The 19355-nt window shown below is 43.7% G+C and carries 19 protein-coding genes and 1 other annotated feature; of the genes, 16 read left to right on the top strand and 3 right to left on the bottom strand.

Annotation, left to right across the window (positions count from 1 at the left end):
- Window position 1: 1 nt before the first annotated feature.
- The 3 genes from G7035_RS25785 to G7035_RS25775 all read left to right on the top strand — a co-directional run bounded on the left by G7035_RS25785 (window position 2) and on the right by G7035_RS25775 (window position 1536).
- Window positions 2-394: a hypothetical protein gene (locus tag G7035_RS25785; RefSeq protein WP_016819160.1), complete on the top strand. Its 393-nt coding sequence runs from the start codon at window positions 2-4 to the stop codon at window positions 392-394.
- Window positions 395-426: 32 nt separating this feature from the next.
- Window positions 427-978, top strand: a complete 552-nt coding sequence (locus tag G7035_RS25780) for an O-acetyl-ADP-ribose deacetylase (protein ID WP_019686933.1) — start codon at window positions 427-429, stop codon at window positions 976-978.
- An 84-nt stretch (window positions 979-1062) separates the two neighbouring features.
- The gene (locus G7035_RS25775; RefSeq protein WP_016819162.1) at window positions 1063-1536 is read left to right on the top strand and encodes an NUDIX hydrolase; all 474 of its coding nucleotides are present in this window, start codon (window positions 1063-1065) and stop codon (window positions 1534-1536) included.
- A 47-nt stretch (window positions 1537-1583) separates the two neighbouring features.
- Here the strand turns inward: G7035_RS25775 and G7035_RS25770 are convergent, their stop codons facing one another.
- Window positions 1584-2768, bottom strand: a complete 1185-nt coding sequence (locus G7035_RS25770; protein ID WP_016819163.1) for an aminotransferase class I/II-fold pyridoxal phosphate-dependent enzyme — start codon at window positions 2766-2768, stop codon at window positions 1584-1586.
- Window positions 2769-2810: 42 nt separating this feature from the next.
- Window positions 2811-3049 (bottom strand) — a binding site (T-box leader).
- 190 nt (window positions 3050-3239) lie between these two features.
- On the opposite strand from G7035_RS25770, the gene G7035_RS25765 reads away from it, so the two are divergent.
- Entirely contained in the window at window positions 3240-3848 is a 609-nt protein-coding gene (locus G7035_RS25765) for a DUF1349 domain-containing protein (protein WP_016819164.1), read from the top strand.
- A gap of 91 nt (window positions 3849-3939) precedes the next feature.
- On the top strand, window positions 3940-4641 hold the full coding sequence (locus G7035_RS25760; protein ID WP_016819165.1) for a DUF1361 domain-containing protein: 702 nt from the start codon (window positions 3940-3942) through the stop codon (window positions 4639-4641).
- 60 nt (window positions 4642-4701) lie between these two features.
- Here G7035_RS25760 and G7035_RS25755 read toward each other — a convergent pair whose 3' ends face one another.
- Window positions 4702-5631 (bottom strand): ArsR/SmtB family transcription factor, encoded by a 930-nt coding sequence (locus G7035_RS25755; protein ID WP_019686934.1) that lies wholly within the window; start codon window positions 5629-5631, stop codon window positions 4702-4704.
- Window positions 5632-6141: 510 nt separating this feature from the next.
- On the opposite strand from G7035_RS25755, the gene G7035_RS25750 reads away from it, so the two are divergent.
- From G7035_RS25750 to G7035_RS25700, 11 genes are all read left to right on the top strand, one after another.
- Window positions 6142-7485, top strand: a complete 1344-nt coding sequence (locus tag G7035_RS25750) for an ABC transporter substrate-binding protein (protein ID WP_019686935.1) — start codon at window positions 6142-6144, stop codon at window positions 7483-7485.
- Window positions 7486-7577: 92 nt separating this feature from the next.
- Window positions 7578-8468 carry a carbohydrate ABC transporter permease gene (locus G7035_RS25745; protein WP_016819168.1) on the top strand — a complete coding sequence of 297 codons (891 nt, stop codon included), beginning with the start codon at window positions 7578-7580 and terminating at the stop codon, window positions 8466-8468.
- A 27-nt stretch (window positions 8469-8495) separates the two neighbouring features.
- Entirely contained in the window at window positions 8496-9338 is an 843-nt protein-coding gene (locus tag G7035_RS25740; protein WP_019686936.1) for a carbohydrate ABC transporter permease, read from the top strand.
- 86 nt (window positions 9339-9424) lie between these two features.
- On the top strand, window positions 9425-10810 hold the full coding sequence (locus G7035_RS25735) for an arabinan endo-1,5-alpha-L-arabinosidase (RefSeq protein WP_019686937.1): 1386 nt from the start codon (window positions 9425-9427) through the stop codon (window positions 10808-10810).
- Window positions 10811-10850: 40 nt separating this feature from the next.
- The gene (locus tag G7035_RS25730) at window positions 10851-11819 is read left to right on the top strand and encodes a glycoside hydrolase family 43 protein (RefSeq protein ID WP_016819171.1); all 969 of its coding nucleotides are present in this window, start codon (window positions 10851-10853) and stop codon (window positions 11817-11819) included.
- Window positions 11820-12160: 341 nt separating this feature from the next.
- Complete coding sequence (locus tag G7035_RS25725; protein WP_019686938.1) at window positions 12161-14269, top strand: class I SAM-dependent methyltransferase; 2109 nt, start codon at window positions 12161-12163, stop codon at window positions 14267-14269.
- Between the two features lie 87 nt (window positions 14270-14356).
- Window positions 14357-14887, top strand: a complete 531-nt coding sequence (locus G7035_RS25720) for a GrpB family protein (RefSeq protein WP_016819175.1) — start codon at window positions 14357-14359, stop codon at window positions 14885-14887.
- 30 nt (window positions 14888-14917) lie between these two features.
- Window positions 14918-15571, top strand: a complete 654-nt coding sequence (locus G7035_RS25715; protein WP_230877362.1) for a hypothetical protein — start codon at window positions 14918-14920, stop codon at window positions 15569-15571.
- A 92-nt stretch (window positions 15572-15663) separates the two neighbouring features.
- The gene (locus G7035_RS25710; protein WP_019686939.1) at window positions 15664-16089 is read left to right on the top strand and encodes a VOC family protein; all 426 of its coding nucleotides are present in this window, start codon (window positions 15664-15666) and stop codon (window positions 16087-16089) included.
- A gap of 224 nt (window positions 16090-16313) precedes the next feature.
- Complete coding sequence (locus tag G7035_RS25705) at window positions 16314-16787, top strand: MarR family transcriptional regulator (RefSeq protein WP_017425801.1); 474 nt, start codon at window positions 16314-16316, stop codon at window positions 16785-16787.
- 154 nt (window positions 16788-16941) lie between these two features.
- Window positions 16942-18177: an MFS transporter gene (locus G7035_RS25700; RefSeq protein ID WP_019686940.1), complete on the top strand. Its 1236-nt coding sequence runs from the start codon at window positions 16942-16944 to the stop codon at window positions 18175-18177.
- Between the two features lie 141 nt (window positions 18178-18318).
- On the opposite strand, the gene nrdF is transcribed toward G7035_RS25700, so the two are convergent.
- Window positions 18319-19284: a class 1b ribonucleoside-diphosphate reductase subunit beta gene (gene nrdF / locus G7035_RS25695; RefSeq protein ID WP_013370558.1), complete on the bottom strand. Its 966-nt coding sequence runs from the start codon at window positions 19282-19284 to the stop codon at window positions 18319-18321.
- Between the last annotated feature and the right edge of the window lie 71 nt (window positions 19285-19355).

Below are 19355 nucleotides of genomic sequence, written 5' to 3'. Positions count from 1 at the left end.
GATGCCACACATAAAAGCTATTCAAACACCGCTTGGTGAATTGCATGGACGGGATGCGGTCTATTTGGATCAGGTTCATATGAATTATGTAAAAAAAGAGCTGGTTTTGAAGGGAGAGATTAATGGGAGTTTAGCGCCGGAAGCAGTAGACGATTTTGTACCCTATGAGCTCATATTTACAGGAGTCTATTACTTTAATATGATTGAACTGGATGTGGCTCTAGACATGTCTGAGCAGAAGTATGCGCAAGGTAGCAGTTTTGACGAGCTTACAGATACGCCAATATTAGCGACAATAGCTAGTGCACGGGGGAAAAATCTAAGACACTTTCTGTTGAAAACCTATGACGATATATTAGAAATCGCTTGTAGAGACTATAAGATGACTATATAACAAAGCTGGTTTTTAGAAGAGAAGGAGGATCAATGGATACCCAAATTGAACGATTTAACGTGATCATACGTGTGGTGCAAGGGGATATTACCCGTTGTAAGGCGGATATTATCGTCAATGCAGCAAATACAAGCTTGCTGGGTGGCGGTGGTGTAGATGGTGCGATTCATAGAGCTGGTGGTCCGGCTATATTGGAGGATTGTGTCCGTATCAGAAACAAACAAGGGGGATGTCCGGTAGGAGGCGCGGTTTATACGACGGCTGGCAAGCTGGATGCCCAATATGTTGTTCATACGGTCGGCCCAGTCTGGAATGGTGGCGACCATCAGGAAGAAGAACTATTGGCGACATGCTACCGTCATACACTGCAATTGGCTCTAGAATTGAATGCAAGCAGCATTGCTTTTCCCAATATCAGCACAGGCATCTACCGATTCCCAAAAGAAAAGGCGGCCGAGATTGCTATACAGGAAGTGACATGTTTTGTACAGGAACATGCTGGGTTGAATGAGATTATTTTTGTTTGTTTTGATGCGGAAAATGCTCAGTTATATAGCCGTAAGCTACAGTCACCTAAAGATTAATTTTTTAGTATACATACTTAAGCTCCTCATTTACCTTAATCCAACGAATGAGTTGATGTAAGAGTGCTCAACTGGAGGTGTGTTATGCTGGCTAAGCTGGTAAATAAGATCCCGCGGGATTGGCTTGTATTCATGTATAAGCATACGCCGTTTACTCGATTGAAAAATGCTTTGGTGTACCGGGCACAACATAAATTTTTAATTGCTGTGCTGGGCATTTTCACGAATGAGGCCGGGGAAGTGCTGCTATTAAAGCACGTATACCGGAAGCAGCCGTGGGGGATTCCCGGCGGCTGGATGGAGCTAGAGCAGCCGGAAATTGCCCTGCGGCGCGAAGTCCGGGAAGAAACCGGGCTGGAGGTAGAGATCACCTCATTGGCGCAAGCCCAGTTTGGCCAGTTGCCGAACCGTGTGGATCTTATTTTTACAGGCCGGGTGATCCCGGGTACCTTTCGACCAAGCGCTGAAATCTCCGACATTTGTTATTGCCGCGTAGGGGAATGGCCGGAAGGTTTGCCAACACACCAGAAAAAGCTTATTCAGAAGTTGCTGAAGTAAATGTTCACCCCATGCTCATGTTCAGTCCATGTTATGGAAAATCGGGTTTACAGGCGTTTCAGGAATACGCTGATGCGTTCCAGAGCCATTTCCAACTGTTCACGCGATGACGCATACGAGCAGCGGATAAAACCTTCGCCGCCTGGGCCGAATGCAGAACCGGGAACCGTAATAACTCCTTCTTCTTCCAACAGTCGCTTGGCAAACTGTTCTGAGCTTAACCCTGTGTGCACAATGGAAGGAAAAGCATAGAAGGTACCGTTTGGTTCATGACATGGAAGTCCTGTCTGACATAGGCCGGCAACGAACCATTTTCGACGTTGATTATAGGACTCCATCATACGATCTTTCTCCTCTAGCCCGTTGCGCAGGGATTCAATCGCGGCAATTTGCCCGATAATAGGAGCGCACATGGCTGTATACTGATGGATTTTCAGCATGGCTGAAATCAATTCTTTCGGACCGCATACATAGCCTACCCTCCAGCCTGTCATGGCAAATGCTTTGGAAAAGCCGCTGATGAGCAGGGTGCGTTCTTTCATTCCTGGCAGAGAAGCGAAACTTACATGCTGCTGTCCATAGGTCAATTCAGCATAAATTTCGTCCGATATGACAATAAGATTATGCTCCTCAACCAGACGGGCAATGGGTAGCCAATCCTCATAGGTCATCACCCCGCCTGTCGGGTTGTTCGGATAACAGAGAATAAGCACTTTGGATCGTGGAGTCAGCTTGGATTTGAGCGCCTCAGCTGTCAGCTTAAACTGCTGGTCGGCAGACGTTTCAACCGTTACGGTATGTCCTCCGTTCAAAAATGTGATAGGCGAATACGAAATATAACAGGGTGCTGGTATGAGTATTTCATCGTGTGTTGTGATGAGGGCGCGTAGCGCCAAATCCAATGCTTCACTGCTGCCAACAGTGACCATGATTTCATCTGCCGGGTTATAGGATGTACTGAAGCTGCTCTCCAGATATCCGGCAATTTCCTCGCGAAGCTCAGGGAGACCTGCATTGGGTGTGTATGAGGTTTTACCATTTTCCAGTGCTGTGATACAGGCCTTTCTCACATGTTGAGGGGTTATAAAATCCGGTTCACCGACACCAAGCGATACGATATCTTTTCTGCCTGCACTATATTCAAAAAACCGACGGATACCTGAAGGCGGCATTTCCCGTACAGCCGGAGTCAAAAAATCAGTTATAGATACTGCTGTCGATACATTTGTCATGTTGATTCCTCCTTATTGAAAAACAAAAAAACCCGCCCCTGTAAAAGGGACGAGTTTATACCCGTGTTACCACCCTAGTTTCATTCCATAGGAAATGACACTCTGTTCACGTATCCATCAATACGTGTTCCGGTTAACGCTGGAAAGGCGGCAGAGCTTACTTCAGGTTCAACCCGCTTCTCAGAGATGGCGTTCAGCTACCCTCGGAATGTTGGCTTTCACCTGCCCCAACTCTCTGCAAATCCGCTGTATAGCTTACTCGTTCTCGTCATTGAAATTTGTTACCGTATCAATTTAGGTGTAATTATAAGCACAACATTTCAGAATAGCAAGTCTTTTTTTATAATTCTGGAAGACAGAAGCATCATCATTGACGACTGGAAGATTACGTATATAGTGGTATCATGGGGAATTCTGCCCCAAAATTTCACTGTGTTAAGACTATATTGGCTAGAGAGGGATGGTGTCCATATGAATGTATTTGAAGGCTTTAACGAAAAGGTTTTGCCTCAAGGATGGAGGTGGATCAACGAACCAACTGTATGGAGCTTCGATGAATCCAAGGCTTTACAAGTCTCTGCACCTTCACAGGCAGATTTTTTTAGAGATCCGTCCGGCGGAGTTATCAAATCGTCCGCTCCTTTTTTGCATACCACCCTACATGGAGATTTTACAATCTGGACGAGGGTTCGTGTCGATATGAAGCAGCCCTATGATTCAGGATGCTTGATGGTGATGGCGGATGATACTCATTGGGCTAAGGTATGCTTTGAATACTTTGAGAATACCCCCTCGATCCTTAGTGTGGTCACACGGGATACATCCGATGATTGTATATCGGGGGCGATGGATGCTTCTAATCCATATTTGCGAGTAACACGAGCTGGAAATTGCTTTGCCTTTCATTATTCCTCGGATGGTCAACATTGGAAACTGGCCAGATATTTTGGCATGAATGTTCCCAGCCAGCTAAAAGTTGGGGTTGTCGCACAGTCTCCGGTAGGGGAGGGGTGTAATGTTACCTTTGATACTTTGACGATAACAGATCATGTGTTCGAGGATATACGAAACGTGGAATAAATAAAAGCCCTCTTTCTAAATGTGAAAGCGCTATAAGAGAGAACTGAAGAGACGTAAATACGCCGTTATTAGGCAGGAGGTAGATGGAAGTTTGCTGTTAAGAAGGAAGGGTTACAAGCTGCCCGGTTTGTTGGGGGTGATGCTTGTAGCTACGTTGGGCTGTTTCGGACTCATTATGTATCTACAGTCCACAAGCGGGACGAGAATATATCAATTTCTGTACTGGGATATATTCCTGGCATGGGTTCCGGTGTTTATTTCATTGTTCATGGTGGCGTTATACAGATTGCGAAATGCAAAAGTAAGAAATATTCTTTTATTTTTCGCCGCATGGGTATGGTTGTTTTTTCTGCCGAATGCTCTTTATTTAGTGACCGAACTACTGCATGCATTCCGTTTGTACGATGTGATTCCTGGTACGCGTTTTTGGTTGAATACTCAATTTTGGCTAATCTTATTTACGTCCTTTTCGGCCGCTGGAATTGGTCTTTTTCTTACATCCCTTTGTGTATTGATGATCCATCGTATGTTGAGGAAGATTTGTTCAGGTTGGCTTGCATGGGCTGTAGTTTTTGTGATGTTATGGCTGGCCAGCATAGGTGTGTATATAGGCAGATTTGCCCGCTGGAATAGCTGGGATGTGTTGCTGCAACCGCTGGTGCTTTTTGCGGATCTTTGGAGATGGGCAGTACATGCAGGGGAGAAGCTTCATTTGCTGTCCTTTAGCTGGCTGGTGTTTGGGATGGCAATCATCTTTTATCTATTTATTTATATCTCTTTAAGTGAAGATTAGGATTTAGGCCGAGGACATGTATTCAATGAATACAGACTTCGGCCTTTTATCTGTGGCGAATTAGGAGTTGGAGTTATCTTCTTCGTGTACATCGTAAAGCACGCGCACAAGCAAATCTTGGCCGAAATTTCCGAATCTTTTACCAAAAATAGTGAGTCCTCCTTTGTTTTGCGATTGATCAGATACGGATAAACGCAGTGTAATATCGCTTTTGTAATCAAGTCCAATATCGTCTATGGTGACTTCTGATATACGGCACCCGTCAATGAAGCTTCCATGCTGGTTGATGCGAATTAACTTCAGCATGCCGTATTGATTCAAGTGTGGGGGCCACCAATCAGGATTGAGGACCCCGGGAACAGCTCCAAAATCGCCTGGGCTCGTCCAGTGACCGATAGCAATATCATTTATATGAAAACAAATATCAGACGGATAGTCCTCACAATAACACGGTGCTTCTGATCCCAGCTCTGCGGAAAATTGAATTTCGGTAAAGGATTGATTCGCTTTTAAGTAGTTAGGAATGCGGTATTCCAGAAAGCCCTCTGCCATCCAGATCATTTCAGAGTCCAGTCGCGCGGGATCTGCAAAATAGCGTGGATCATCAAAATCGCCGATAATGCTGTCTTTGGTCACTAATCCACAAGTAGGAACCGCCTGGTAGTTACTATAATGACCGATACGAATTTCTACCTCATACACATTTTTTTGTTCTCTGCTGCGCAGATCTACCATTAGCTTTTCCTTATTTAAATAGCACATTTTTCGGGTCCCGTGTTTACCGCTTACCGTATTGATTTCCACAAGCCCGCATTCTTCCAGTTTGCGAATATGCATCGTAATGGTGCCGTTGCTCAAATTTAGCTTGCTCGCAATATCATTCATACTTTGTCCTTGAACAGCAAGTAACTCAAGAATTTGAATGCGAATTTCCGAGCCCAGTGCTTTGAAAATATCTAACCCCGACATTAAGTCCTTAATATAAATCATAGCTATAGCCCATCCTTATCTATAAAAAATGTAATGTAAGCGCTTATATTTTTACTTTGATTTATGTTAAAATAAAATCAAAAAGAAGTAAACTGCTTTTCTGTAAATTTTTTTTACTAAAAGAAGAAGAGAGGAAATGGTGTTCTAAAATAAATCCTTTTTTATAAAATACATCGTATTTAAGTATTTTATTTAGTATTCATTGCGAAAATATACTTAAAAACGATTTAATTTTGCTTTTTAAGTTACTCCAATCTATGTTTTATAATTATTTAAAAAGATTGAAAAATGCATTGACGAACCGTAGAATGGCGTGCTATATTTTATTTGTAAACGAATTCATTATTGATAAAGGTAAATGTTAATTATATGGTACATGAGAGGGATGATAATCACAGCGGCAATCAACAACGGGTTGTGTACCGCACAGTTAAAGATTAGGCCGAGTGGTATGAAGTTATTTTAACACTTAATGTATGCGGTTTCATTTTAATTTTAGGAGGGGTCGCGTTGACAAAGAAAAAAGGTTTTGCACTAACAATGGTTGTTCTGTTGTTGATGGTTGCTGCACTGGCAGGCTGTAGTGGAGGAAGTTCCAGTAGCGATGGAAGCAAGGAATTAACTTTCATGTTCCGTGGAGGAACGGATGAGCAGAAGGCTTATAAGGATGTTATCAAGAAATTTGAAGAAGAACATCCTGGTGTAAAGGTTAAAATGGTCGTGACGGCAGCAGACCAATATGCTACAAAGCTTAGAGCTGCAATTACAGGTAACAATCTTCCAGATATCTTTTATTTTGCCCCTGGGGATTTGAAAGCTTATGTTAACAGTGGGGTGTTGAAGGATCTGACACCTTATATTGAGAAGAGCAAGGATATAAATCTGGATAACATCTGGAAATACGGTGTGGATTTGTATCGCTATGACGGTAAAATGGCCGGTCAAGGAAATATTTACGGTATGCCGAAGGACTTGGGTCCATTCGCTTTGGGTTATAACAAAACCATGTTTGAAAAAGCAGGTGTTCCATTGCCTGACAAAGACAAACCGTACACATGGGATGAGTTCATTAAGGTTAACCAAGAGCTGACCAAAGATACTAACGGTGACGGCAAACCAGATCAATACGGAACAGGTTTTAACGTTCAGTGGGCATTGCAAGCCTTTGTATGGAGTAATGGCGCTGATTGGCTGGATGAGAGCAAAACTAAAGTAACGATTGATGATCCGAAATTTGCGGAAGCGCTTCAGTTCTTTGCTGATATGCAAAACAAATATAAAATTACACCTGGCATTGAACAATCACAAACATTGGACACATATCAACGCTGGATGAAAGGCGAAATGGCGTTCTTCCCAGTAGGGCCTTGGGATATGAGTACATTTGAAAAACTGCCATTCGAATATGATTTGTTGCCTTTCCCAACTGGATCGACTGGCAAACCGGCAACATGGATTGGTTCTCTGGGTATCGGTGTTTCCTCTAAAACAAAATATCCGGATGAAGCTGTAGAATTGGTTAACTATCTGACTACTTCCAAAGAAGGCATGAAGCAGCTCGTAGATGCCAAGGTACAGATTCCGAATCTGCTGGATATGGCTGATGAGTGGGTCAAAGATACAAAAACAAAGCCTAACAACAAACAAGAATTTATTGATATCGTAAAAGACTATGGACGTGCATTACCAGGTAACTATACGTATAACGCAGAATGGTACGATATTTTCTTCACAGATATCCAACCTGTGCTGGATGGCAAAATTACGGCAGCAGATTATGTGAAGCAAGAACAACCGAAGATGCAGAAACTGCTGGATAAAGCGGTGGAGCAAGAGAAAAAATCACAGAAATAATGCGTAAATAGAGGGAAAAGGATGATGTTAGTGGCTGAATATCATGCTGCTAACATCATCTTCATTCCAAATCAGAAACAGAGGTGAGCCCTGTGATAACCAAATCTAATCTCTACCGCAAAGAGAAGATATATGGATACTTATTTATTCTTCCACCTATTCTCGGTCTGCTAATCTTTACGTTGTTCCCGTTTGTCTATTCGTTATACGGCTCTTTTACAGACTGGGACGGATTAGGACAAATGAACTTTATTGGGTTGGATAATTTTAAGGATTTATTTAGCGACGAACTCTTTTACAAATCGATGTACAATACTCTTTTCTTAATGTTGGGTATTCCAATCGGTCTTGTACTAGCTTTACTGCTGGCACTGGGACTGAATCGCAAGATTCCAGGTACGACAACATTTCGTGTGATCTATTATATTCCGGTCATTTCTTCGTTGGCTGCCGTTTCTATTATGTGGAACTGGGCCTACAACGGAGATTATGGTTTGGTGAACCAATTCCTTGAATTGTTCGGTATTAAAGGACCTAACTGGCTGATGGATAAGGATACAGTCAAACCGGCCCTGATTCTCATGACCGTATGGAAAGGTCTCGGATATACAATGTTGCTGTATCTGGCCGCACTGCAAAGTGTATCTCGCTCTTATTATGAAGCAGCAGAGCTGGACGGAGCTAGCGGATTCCAAATGTTCCGCAATATTACATGGCCAATGGTAAAACCAGTAACCTTCTTCCTGGTCGTTACCAACATTATTGGTGGTTCGCAAATCTTTACTGAAATGAACATTATGACACCTACAGGGGGTCCAGAATATTCATCGGCCTCAATTGTCTTCTATATTTGGGATAAGGCATTCAAAAACCTGCAAATGGGATATGCCTCCGCGATGGCTATGATTCTCGGCATCTTCATTTTTATCGTAACTTTGATTCAATTTAAAATGAATGAAAAATCATCCTTTGATGGGGATTGATTTTCGCGGAAAGGAGTGAAGCTGGTTATGTCCCATAGTCAAAAAACGAAAGTTACCAATATCATTATCTTTATTGTACTGGCGATTGGAGCGATTGCGATGATCGCGCCGTTGCTTTGGATGTTGTCCACTTCGGTAAAAGAAAAGCAGGATGTCTTTGCACTTCCACCAGTATGGATACCAGAGGTGTTTCAGTTTGGTAAGTACAAGGAAATTTGGGAGGCAGGTCCCCTGTTAAGCGGGATCAAGAACAGCGTGATTGTGGCTGTAAGTGTCACGGTTGTGGGTACTTTCACCTCTAGTGTGGCCGCTTTTGCATTCGCAAAGCTGAGATTCCCTCATAAAAACAAGCTGTTTTTGGCACTCATCGCATCCATGATGATTCCTTACCCAACAGTTATGATTCCACAATTTATGATGTTCTCCAAACTTGGCTGGGTAGATACGCTGTTGCCTCTGATCGTTCCCGGCTTGTTCGGTAATGTAGTCATGATCTTTTTCTTGCGGCAGTATTTGCTCAGTGTACCGGATGCTATTATCGAAGCTGCTAAAATTGACGGAAGCTCTTATTTCCGACTTTATTCATCGATTACGTTTCCGCTCATTAAGCCGGCAGTTGCGGCACAGCTAATTTTATGGTTTATGGGAATTTGGAACGATTACTTGGCACCGATTATTTACTTGAACTCACCAGAAACGCAGACATTGCAGCTGGTTATCGCGAATTTTAATGCGACTTACGCCATTCAGACGGACTATCCACTTATTATGGCGGCTTCCATTATAGCCTTGTTACCTGTGTTGATTATATTCCTAATCTTCCAGAAACAAATTATTGAGTCGGTTGCCATTTCTGGTGTCAAGGGTTAATTGACACTTGCACTTGGACGATTCGGATGAATGATGTAACGCAGTCACCCTATGTACTGAGTAAAGGAAGGAGGAGAATAACAGTTATGGTTATGCTGCTAATGCTGGGACTATCCGGCTGTGGGGATAACACTCCGGACCCTGTATATCCGCAGGCTCCGCCTCCTGATCACTTGTATGATCAAAGTACGATAGACGATGAACAGCGCTGGACTATTAACAATGCTCATGACCCAGCGATTATCAAAACTGATCAGGGATATTATGTCTATTCGACGGATGTAAAGACAGGTGGAGAATTGAGGCCGGGTGTTATGGTGCGCAAATCGACCGACCTGATTCACTGGAGCTGGGTTCAATATGCTTTACCCGGTATTCCAAAGGAAGCGGGGGCATGGTCATCAGCAACGAATCTGTGGGCCCCGGACATTATAAAGATGGGCGATACCTATCGAATGTATTATTCTGCTTCCACATTTGGCAGCACACGATCAGCTATTGGGTTGCAGACATCCAACTCCCCGGAAGGTCCTTGGAAGGATGAGGGGCTGGTTATTAAAACGGATGAGCATGACAAGCTGAACGCAATTGATGCTAATCCGGTATTGGATGCCGAAGGAAATCTATGGATGGTATACGGATCATTTTTTGGCGGGATTCATATTACACCGCTCGATCCGCAGACTGGAAAGCTCAAAGAGCCAGGCTATGGTAAAAATATCGCTGCCAGAGATCGGGCAACCGAGGACGGAGCTGTGGAAGGACCGTACATTGTGTACAATCCTGTGTTCCGTAAATACTACTTGTTCGTCTCGTATGATTCTTTATTCGAGGACTACAATGTTCGCGTAGCCCGCTCGGATTCTATCACAGGTCCGTACGTGGATATAAATGGACATGATATGGCGGATACCAGTTATTTGCCTCAATATGAGATTGGGAACAAGGTGCTGGGTGGTTATCGTTTCAGCGAAGGAGAAGGCTGGGTTGCGCCAGGTCATAATTCCGTGCTGAAGGACGGAGACGATTACTACATTGTTCATCATGCGCGGGGAGAAACGGATAAGAGCTGGCCTTACTTGCATGTGCGCAAAATATTATGGACGGCTGATGGTTGGCCTGTCGTATCGCCGGAGCGGTATGCGGGCGAAAAGGAGCAGGATATACCCAAAAGGTTATTATCCGGCAACTGGGAGCGCATCGTGATAAGGCAAGAAGTAGACGGTCAGGTGGAAGCTGAACCGCTTCGTCTAGAAGCTGGAGGGCGGGCAACCAGTGGTTCTCTGGAAGGTCATTGGAGTTTTGATGGTAGACGTACGCTAACAATGAATTGGAACAATGCGTCCGAAGGGTCAAGGGAGGAATTGCTATTGCTTCCTTCATGGGACTGGGAGCTCGGTCGTCATACTCTAATTTTCACGGGTATGAATGAAAAAGGAATTTCCATCTGGGGAAAACGTATCACCGATTAATCATATGAACTACATATTACACATAGAGGAGAGAAAAACCATGAATCAACCTGTATCTTTTAATAATCCGGTCATTGAGCAACGTGCAGACCCTTGGATTTACAAGCATAGTGATGGGTATTATTATTTTACTGGATCTGTGCCAGAGTATGACCGCATTGAGGTTCGGCGGGCACGTACTATTCAAGGCTTGAATACAGCAGAACCAGTGGCAGTGTGGCATAAATATGAAACGGGTCCGTTAAGCGCGAACATTTGGGCACCGGAAATTCATTATATTAACGACAAATGGTACATTTATTTTGCAGCAGCTCGTACTACAGAAACGAAGGAAGGTCTGTTCGACCATCGGATGTTTGTGCTGGAAAATGCTTCAGCTAATCCGCTGGAAGGTGAATGGGTGGAAAAGGGACAGATCAAAACTCGCTGGGAGACGTTTGCTCTCGATGCGACAACCTTCCAGCATAATGGCGTTCTATATTATGTATGGGCTCAGAAAGATCCGGACATCGTAGGTAATTCCAATTTGTATATATCAGAAATGAGCAATCCGTGGACGCTGCGTGGTGAGCAGGTCATGATCTCAACACCAGAATATGACTGGGAAGTTATCGGTTTTAAGGTAAATGAAGGAGCAGCCGTTCTGAAACGGAACGGAAGGATTTTTATCAGCTATTCAGCTAGTGCTACAGATCACAATTATTGCATGGGCCTGCTAACGGCAGACGAGAATGCCAACTTACTTGACCCGAAATCGTGGGCAAAGTCTCCTGCGCCAGTATTCTGCACGAATGAGGAGACAGGTCAATTCGGGCCTGGTCACAACAGCTTTACTGTTGCTGAGGATGGTAGTGACGTTATCGTATATCACGCTCGTAATTACAAGGAAATTACAGGTGACCCGCTGTATGATCCGAATCGTCATACACGTGTTCAGCGTTTGAACTGGAATGAGGATGGAACACCTGACTTTGGTATCCCGGTACCAGATGGCGTTTCTGTTGGTTAATCCAGTCGAAATATATGCTAGATGATTGACGTTTCACACAGCGACACTATAATTTTATAAACAACGTAGGAAAATAATTTTGCTGCGTATAACAATGGTGATAAGATACCTTCGACCTTAGGGTTGGAAGGTATCTTTTTGCTTTTGGGAGACGGAGCGAAGTTACGGGTACTTTAAATCATGGGATGCGATACACAGAACATGTCAAGCGAATAATTGATACAAATGTTTAATATTTTCCACGAGATGGAAGCTACAAATGTATGGTAAAGTGTAGGGTATACAAGATATTTTCAAAAGTCTCCTGTGCATACCGAATCGAATCACACGAGGTGAGAAAAATGTTACAATCGTTAAAAGCCATTGCTAATTACAGGAAAGAAAGTGATCTGGCCTGGGATACACCGACCTGGCTAAAGCTACTTGTTTCGGCTGAGGAGCGTATTGTAAATTTGGAGCGCATTCGATCCATAGGTGAGTTAAAGGATGCTAATCCTGTACTGGATTATGTGGAGCGCACACTGCTTATTTTGGACGGACTTCCATTGTCATTCTGGGTTAAAGAGCTACTGGAGGATGTATTGGTATGGTCTGAGACCGCCAAAGGAGGCACAGTCCGCGAACGGCTACGCTGGCAGCATGAGGGCATTAATTTATTTGTACATAATATTGGCTCCTCCCAGCTGTATGTCAGACAGGCCCAAGCAGAGTCCCCTGCATACCCGCGTAACAGCATGACCCGGATTCTGATTGAGACGCATGGATTGATCGGACAGTATATACGGGGAGAAATACCTTTTGCGGAAAATCGACTGCTGCTTGAAATTACTCGTAAGGGCTGGCTGAGCTCGGAGGAATTGGAGCTTGTGTTACGAGCACTGAACGAATGCATTATCGCCGGTGTAGATCCTGCATTATGGGAGCAAGTACGCGGTGAAGTGGAGCAGTTAATCGGCTGGATTGCCTGGGATAACGCCCCTGTAGTCTGGAGTGTAAAGGAGCGACTGGAGAGATTGCGGTCGGTTTCGATTCATGAAGGGGAGCCGTTTGAGCAGGCTTACGCCGAGCTGGAGCGGGAGCTGAATGTAGAGAAGGCGCTGGCTCCGCTGGAGAATCGGACACTTTGGTATGTAGAATCAGCTTTGCAGGATTTTTCACTTCAAGAACTAGTTAAGGTATTTTTGCTCACGTTGAGGGATGGCACAGGGCAGGAACAGCCTCCAACGGTACGGCATATCAGTTTTGAATCACTTATGAATACGATGTATTATGACTATCGTGGTGTTAAGAAAATTAACGTATACAAAAAAAGAATGATAGAAAAATATTTAAGCGCATTGTCCTGGCAGGATATCACAAAAGGGAAACGGGAGCATAATCCTCATTTGAGTGTAGTCGTAGAGCATAAGGAGGAGTTGCCAAGTACCGTATTTTTTAATTTTGTATTTTCATCAGCTGCAGAAAAATTGATCGACTTTTGTATTGAGGCAGAAAAGACGCCTCTGTATGACAAAGCAGTCCTGCTGCTGTTTGATCTGTTCGGATTACGGCGCGATGCTTATGATCGCTTTCACAATGAGGAGACGTACCTTACAGATATGAACCAGACCGCAGATTTCAAAAGGGTCATTCTGGATTATGTAACTGGAACCCGTATACTGGATATCGGACCTGGCGGGGGCGTACTGCTGGACCTGATCGAGCAAGAAAGACCGGACTCGAAGCCGTTGGGTCTTGATATTTCTGTGAATGTTATTGAGGCTCTTAAACGCAAAAAGCAATTGGAGCACCGTCGTTGGGATGTCATCAAAGGTGATGCGCTTCAATTAGAAGAGTATGTGGAAACGGAGAGCATGGATACGGTTATTTTTTCTTCGATTCTTCACGAGCTGTATTCCTACATTGAACGAGATGGAAAAAGGTTCAATTCACAAACAGTGGAGGCTGCTTTGCAGAGCGCCTACCGTGTACTTGCACCCGGCGGGCGCATTATCATTCGTGACGGTATTATGACCGAACCAGTAGAGCAGCGCAGACGCATTCGATTTTTGGAGCCGGACGGAATGGAATGGCTGCTGCGGTATGCGCAGGATTTTGCGGGTCGCCCCATTGAAATAGAGCGCATAGGTGAGCATGAGGCTGTTTTGCCGGTAAATGATGCAATGGAATTCTTGTATACCTATACATGGGGGGCGGAAGCCTATGTGCATGAGGTACAGGAGCAGTTTGGTTATTTTACTCCGTCACAGTATGAAGAGTGTATTCGTAACACACTTGGACCACAGGCGATTATCCGGTTGAGCCGCCACTATTTGCAGGAGGGCTATGCCGAAGCGCTGTCCAGTCGTGTTGAGTTCATGGATGAGCAAGGTCAGCCGGTTCCTTTGCCAGACAGTACCTGTCTGATCGTAATTGAGAAGCCAAATAACAGGGATGAAGCAACTAAATGATTTTTAATTTAAACAAGAGAATGCCTTCTGAGTTGTGCCAAGCGCACTGGGAAGGCATTTTTTTGGAAAACGAATGGAGGTGCCTTCATGTCCGCGCAGGTAGTGATATCCGAATATAATCCGCAGTGGGTAGCAGAGTACATACAGGAACGAGCCAAATTGATAGAGGCTCTCGGAGACGTGTGTGTCGGCGTAGAGCATATCGGTAGTACATCCGTTCCTGGTTTGGGAGCCAAGGCTATTATCGACATTATGGTTGGAGTAGAAGATTTGGCGATGATTCAATCCGAACAGCGAGAGCGTTTGCTAGGTATTCAATATGAATATGTACATAAGCCTGATTTTCCAGAGCGAGCTTTCTTTCGCCGTGGAGAATGGGGAGCTGGGACCCATCATTTGCATATTTACAAGTATAAAGGAGAGCATTGGGAAAATCATCTATTATTCAGAGATTACTTGAAAGCGCATCCTGAGAGCCTGGGAGCGTATGAGACTTTAAAAAAAGATTTGGCTCACCAATTCAATCATGACCGTGCAGCGTATACCGAAGCCAAGGGACCTTTCATTCGGCAGGTGGTTGAGCAAGCGAAGCTTGAAAGACAAAGTAGAGACAAATGAAATTTTAGTACGCGTGGACAAGGTGGAGGAATGATGAAGAATAGGATGCTTGATGCACAGGTAACACCGAATGGTTTAAAAGACAGAATGCTGCTGCTGTCAGCACTGGATATTATATTGTCTCCAGAAGATTGGTTGCGCACGTATCGTATGCAGTCTGAATGGTCTGGTGATGTGTGCCTAGTTGAGGTGAACAACGGCGCTGGAGATACGATTCATATGCTATGGACGCGTGGAGGTGTGCTATTAAAAGGTTTTGACCACGAATCCCCTGTAAGTCCTCATGCAAGAGACGAATATGAGATCTGGCCGGGCATGTACGACGGTGTACCTGATGATATGATGGGGCTTTTAGAAGATGAAGCGCTGGAGAAGGAGGACGTTACCTTTTGTATGTGGAGGGAAGCGGGAGATAAGGAGTGGCGTACGGGCAACGTGAACATTCCTGAGGAATATGACGATGGCTCATCCTTTTTGCTGGGGAAAATTATAGTTACACCGGAGGAATATCAGGATTGGGCTGAAAGTTACTATGAGCTGTCGATTTCTCTAGGGGTGGTAAGCCAGATTTTCAACGGCGTTCCGATCACTGCACAGATGATCTCTGCGCTTCATCCACAGCGTAACGTTAGGGAAGCGATAAAGGAGCTAAAACAGCTTGGCATTCAGGTGCATGAAAGCTAAGAATACAGATTTGTTTTTCTTGACAAGTTTTGTATATAATACAGGAGAAATGGCTGGGCTAATTACCTCGAATTAAAGGAGCTGTGTTGAAGATGTCCAAACGTTTGATTCCTTACATCACGATGGATGGAAATGCAAAAGAAGCAATCGAATTTTATGAAAAGGCATTGGATGCTCAACTGCTTTTTATTCAAACTTTTGGGGAAATGCCGGAAAACCCCGATTTTCCCATTCCCGCAGAGGTCAAGGAACGTGTGGGACATGCCACCCTTAAAGTGGGCGAGACAGAGCTCATGTTTTCGGATACCTTTCCCGGATCGCCGTTTAGCAGCGGGAATCAGGTGAGTATCTGTATTACAACCGATAGTGTGGAGCAAGCTCAAAAAATGTTTGATGCTTTACAGCAAGGAGGGCAGGTGGGAATGCCTTTGCAGGCAACCCATTTTAGTCCAGCTTATGGGAATGTAACAGACAAGTTTGGTGTCACCTTTCAAATGTTCACAGAGGCTCGGTCTTAAGAAATGGAAAACGGCTCGGTCCGCTACTTTAGCGATCTGGCCGTTTTTTTGCGTGCATGTCCTCGTCTGAAAAATAAATATACATACATAAAACATGGGGAGTGTTCGGATCTCTTTTTTATGTATCGCTCAATTCCTAAAATAATTGTTTTAATATTGTTGAAATGGAAACCAAAATATATTATATTAAATTGTTAATGCACCAACGGGTGGGAGGACAGTCCATGAACAAAAAAGAACAGGTCATAATGGGTTTCAGGGACTTATATAACAAGATGGTTTGGCTTAATAAGGACAAGATGGAAGACAGTCTTAAGGGTTATAAGCCTTCTGAAGTACATTGCATGGAATACATTGAAAAAAATGTAGATTCCAACGTGACAACACTTGCGGAGTCCCTTTATATGACTAGCGGTGCCATAAGTAAAATAACTAAGAAGCTCATAAAAAAAGGCCTTATCGAAAGCTACCAGAAGCCGGATAACAAGAAAGAAATTTATTTTAGGCTTACTGAGCAAGGGAAAGTAGTCTATAAAATCCATGAGGAACTGCACAAGGAGTTTCAAGAGCGGGATAAAGCCGTATTTGAGCAGGTAACCGAGGAGCAATTTGACAGTATGCTTAGCTTCTTGGAAAAGTATAGCAGGCATTTGGATGCAGAAATAAAGAAAAAGGATATAGATATCAAGTCGAAATAAATTTGAATAATGAAAATCAAACCACAGGTAGCCGGGCTCTATTGAGAACGGGCTGCCTTTTTTATTATTATTTTGTTTCCAGGGAAGAAAAAATGTGATACGATAATTTTGTTTCCTAGGAAGTAAAATCGCAACTTTTGAGGGGAGAATTTAAGTGTTCAAATTTAGATCACACCATAAACAGACCACAGAACAAACCGTAGATAAACACGCTTTAATATTCGGCCTTATCTCTGTGTTTCTTTGCGGAATAAGCTTCAGTATTATAATACCTGTCGTCCCATTCTTAGTGCAGCCTTATACAAGCAATCCGGGAGAACAAGCTATAGTTGTTACGCTGCTGACCTCTGTTTATGCATTCTGCGTGTTTTTTGCGGTTCCCGTACTTGGAGCTTTGAGCGACAAATATGGCCGTCGACCCTTACTCTTAGTCTGCCTTTTGGGTTCCGCAATCGGGTACTTAGTTTTTGGTATAGGAGGAGCTGTATGGGTACTATTTGCTGGGCGTATCATAGAAGGTATAACAGGTGGGAGCATAAGCACGATCTTCGCCTATTTTGCAGACATCATTCCTCCAGAACAGAGAACTAAATACTTTGGATGGTTGAGTGCAGTTGTAGGTGTCGGCACTGTCATTGGTCCAACTCTAGGTGGATTACTTTCCAAGTTTGGTTATTCTGTACCTATGTATTTTGGAGCAATAATCACTTTATTGAATGTTGTTTATGGATTCTTTTTTATGCCTGAGAGCCTTGACAAGAAACATAGACTGAAAGAGATTACCTTTGTAAGACTGAATCCATTTACACAGCTTGCAAACGTACTTTCCATGAAAAACGTGAAAAGGCTACTTGTCTCAGCGTTCTTACTTTGGATACCCAACGGATCTTTACAGGCAGTTTTCTCTCAATTTACAATGGATACCTTCAGTTGGAAGCCTGCACTAATCGGACTTATGTTTTCAATTATGGGTTTCCAAGACATCATTTCACAAGGTTTCATCATGCCAAAGCTTTTAAAAAAACTTAGTGATAAACAGATAGCCATTCTTGGAATGTTCTCCGAGATTATAGGCTACAGTCTTATTGCGCTATCTGCTTTGTTCTCATTCTATCCTCTTATTATCGCCGGAATGTTTATATTTGGTTTTGGTGATTCGATCTTTGGGCCCTCATTTAATGGGATGCTCTCTAAGTCTGTCGATTCTAGTGAACAAGGAAGGATTCAAGGCGGTAGTCAATCTATTCAGGCTTTGGCAAGAATGATTGGGCCTATCATTGGAGGTCAAATCTATGTATCACTTGGTCATGCCACACCCGCTTTTATGGGGATGATTCTTATAGCAGTGGCAATACCCGTTTTATATAAGAGAACGGATGTGAATATGTAAACTACCGCTCGAAGCTTTCCGTAATCACCTGCATAGCAGGTAGTTTTAAGAAAATAATAGGGTTTCAGAACTTAGGAACAAGTTCTGAAACCCTATTATTTTACAGTAACGCCTTGCTAAATTAATTTTACGTATGTGTACTTAAACGCCAAAGTTAAAATCATCATCTGTCAGCGGCTCTACATTCATTGCCCGTACATAGCCGTTTCCCTTTTTAGAAAAGAAATCGTGCTGCTTGGTGTGGGTGCTGATGCCGTTGAATACAATGGGATTGACTTCTTCTTCTTCAAAAAGTGGGTCAAAGCCCAGGTTCATCATGGCCTTGTTGGCGTTGTAGCGCAAGAAGACTTTAACATCGTCTACAAGTCCAATAGGGGCATAAATTTGCTCGGTATATTGTTCTTCGTTATTGTGCAAGTAGCGCAGCAAGCCTACCAGCGTCTGGTAGAGGTCACGTTGTTCTTCCTCGTCCAGTTCTGCATAAATCTCCTGTGCCAGTACACCTACATAGACACCGTGAATACTTTCGTCACGCAGGATCAGGTCGATAATTTCCCCGCTGCATGTCAGCTTGCCTTGACCTGCCAGATAGAGAGGGTAGAAGAAGCCGCTATAAAACAAATAGCTTTCTAACAGTACCGACGCAGCCATCGCGAGATACAGGTCTTTCGGTGTATGGATGTTCATATAATACTGACGAATGGTTTCTGCTTTGGTCTGAAGATGCGGATTTTCTTCCACCCAGCGGAATACACCGTCAATTTCTTCCGTGGAAGCCAGGGTGGTAAAGATGCTGCTGTACGACTTGGCATGAATTTGCTCCATCATCGCCATAAAGCTTAATACCGCTTTGCGTTGCAGTCCGTCTACATGCTCCATAATTTGCGGCATCCCCACACCGCCTTGAATGGTGTCTAGCAGAGTCAAGCCGCCCAGCACCTTCATGTAGGCTTCTTTTTCGATATCACTGAGGGTTACCCAGGACATTTTATCGTCAGACAGCGGAATTTCATCATCCGTCCAAAATTGCATAATATTCTGATTCCAGAACATCAGTGTGAAATCATCGTCCGAGCGGTTCCAGTTTACGGCTTGTATACCTGTCATTGTTAGCATTCTCCCTTCAGCTTGCGAGATTCCCTAGAAACACACGTGAGATGTTATCGGAGAGTCATCGT

This window comes from Paenibacillus polymyxa (assembly GCF_015710975.1).
In the GTDB taxonomy this organism is placed as follows: domain Bacteria; phylum Bacillota; class Bacilli; order Paenibacillales; family Paenibacillaceae; genus Paenibacillus; species Paenibacillus polymyxa.
Note: the sequence above shows the minus strand (reverse complement) of the source record. Positions and strands in the feature narration are given on the sequence as shown.